The organism is Photobacterium alginatilyticum (assembly GCF_009910675.1).
In the GTDB taxonomy this organism is placed as follows: domain Bacteria; phylum Pseudomonadota; class Gammaproteobacteria; order Enterobacterales; family Vibrionaceae; genus Photobacterium; species Photobacterium alginatilyticum.
The window spans coordinates 1-2,487 of sequence record NZ_RSEJ01000083.1; the positions used below are offsets into that span (position 1 = coordinate 1).

At 38.2% G+C, this 2,487-nt stretch carries 2 protein-coding genes; both read right to left on the bottom strand.

Features of this window, described 5'->3' with window-relative positions; genetic code table 11:
• The coding region (locus tag EIZ48_RS31295; RefSeq protein WP_500690615.1) for a DNA-directed RNA polymerase subunit beta'' at nucleotides 1-1,646 on the bottom strand (1,646 nt) is incomplete at its 3' end.
• A gap of 155 nt (nucleotides 1,647-1,801) precedes the next feature.
• Nucleotides 1,802-2,487 (bottom strand): DNA-directed RNA polymerase subunit beta' (locus tag EIZ48_RS31300; protein ID WP_205298634.1); only part of this gene is annotated, 686 nt, incomplete at its 5' end.

Genomic DNA, 2,487 nt, shown 5'->3' on the forward strand with positions numbered 1-2,487 from the left:
CGATTCAATTCTGAAKRATCAAGACTCCTMTCTTCTTTTTTATCAKAAAAACCCGAACTAACTAATTTATGTCTCACTTGATCATTAGTCAATGAGRGATTAGAAATRGATCTTCGCTTGACAGAAAGAGAATRGGYMCTCGTTTGATCTTGATCCTTGTGGAGCGAAAAGGAGGCTAGACTGGATCTGCACGGCCCTCCWGATAATATCCATAAATGACTTGTTTTTGGTAAGAGATGAACATTACCATATGTAAATTCAGGTGCATGATACACATCGGTACTCCAATGCATTTCGCCCTCGGAATCAGAATAAATATGTTTTCTAACTCTCTCTTTAAAATTTAAAGTGGATGTTCCCGCACGAATCTCAGCAATTACTTGTTCTGATTCTACATATTGATCATTTTGAACTAACAGAAAACTTTTAGATGGAATAGTCACATTATGAAGAATATCTTCACTTTCAATAGTTACATACAAATCTATAGAACATAGAAAAGCGGGATGCCCATGACGTGTACGTGTTGGATGAACCAAATTTTCATTGAATTGAATTTTTCCATTAGAGGGGGCTCGTACATGTTCTGCAGTACCCCCTGTGAATACCCCGCCAGTATGAAAAGTTCTTAATGTTAATTGAGTGCCGGGTTCTCCAATAGATTGACCYGCAATAATACCTACGGCTTCGCCCAATTCRACCAGATCACCATGAGTCGGACTGCGCCCATAACATAATCGACAGATCCAAGATGTACTCCTACAAGTAAAGGGGGTTCGAATAAATATTGGTTGTGTTCGAAAGGTTATGAATCGATTAATAAGCCCAATCCCAATATCTTGATTTCGAGTGGCAATGCATCGTGAACCCATATATATATCATCCGATAAKACACGACCAATTAATGTTTGKATAAAAATGCGTTCCGGCATCATCCCRTTTYGAGRMCTCACAAAASAACCTCGTATGGTGCCACAATCTGTTCGACGCACAACAATGTGTTGAACTACTTCAACAAGTCTCCGCGTGAGATATCCRGCATCTGAYGTTCGSACAGCAGTATCTACAACYCCTTTGCGRGCTCCATARCAAGAAATKATATATTCTGTTAAAGARAGTCCTTCGCGTAAATTGCTTTGAATGGGYAAATCAATCATTTGTCCTTGRGGATCCGACATTAATCCTCTCATACCTACTAATTGATGTACCTGAGATGCATTTCCTCTAGCTCCCGAAAAAGACATTATATGAACTGGRTTAAAAGGGTCAGTCATTCTAAAATTYGGATTCATTTCTTGTCGCAAATATTCACTTGTAGCATACCATATCTCAATGGATTGACGTAATTTTTCKACCGCGTGTACATTCCCATAACGGTAGTGTTTTTCCAAAAGAAAACTTTGTTGTTCAGCATCTTGAACTAGCCATCCTTTCGAAGGTATTGTTAAAAGATCATCAATTCCTAATGAAATAGATGTAGTAGTGGCTTGCTGRAAACCTARRGTTTTTAYTTGATCYAGGATRTGTGATGTATATGCCATTCCGAAGTGATCTATTAATCGACTAATAAGYCGTTTCATGGCAGTTCCGTCGATYGCCTTATTGTGAAAGACCARATTGGCCCGTTCTGCCATAAGTACCTCCATATTTCACTGAGTAGGATTCGACAATGGGTTTGAGTCAGTGATTGAAAAACTYCCTTTTCTCGATCTTGATTCGCGTAAAAATTYTGTAACTATAATCCTAGTTGARCCGGARAKACMAAAATTTCCACAGGTCTCATAGAATTGGTACCTTCTGATTAGGTACTATATGARCAAGCCTGACAAAACCCTTGTATAGCTTCTTCGATTTCTCKATAAAGAGAAATATGACCAACAGTAGTTCGAATATATGTATAAAKAATTTCTTTTTTTATACTTCKTACTATTAGATAGTGCCCATAAATCTCATAATAAGTACCCAAAGATTCATAKTGAACCTCGACAGGAGCTTCTCTTGAAGAAATAACGCGTTGATCGAGTCTCCACCGGAGCCAGAGAGGACTATCTAAATGAATTCGTTTCTGTCGATAAGCTCCAATTGCCTCATAAGAATTACAAAAAAGGGGTTCTTTTTCTTTTGKATAYTTCCAATTATTRTYGTAAATTCTTTCCGGTTTCGGGTTTCTACAATTAGAATTATATGGATTATACCGATTTACAGAAATACCTTGCCGAGTCCCACTCGTTAATATATAKAGTCCCATAAGCATATCTTGAGTTGGTACAGAAATGGGATCACCAATAGCCGGAGACAAAAGATTAATATGAGAAAACATAAGTAAACGCGCCTCTGCTTGAGCCTCCAAAGATAAAGGTACATGAACAGCCATTTGATCCCCGTCAAAGTCTGCATTGAATCCCTTACATACTAATGGATGTAAACAAATAGCACGCCCTTCCACTAAAATGGGCTGGAATGCCTGTATGCCCAATCTATGCAGAG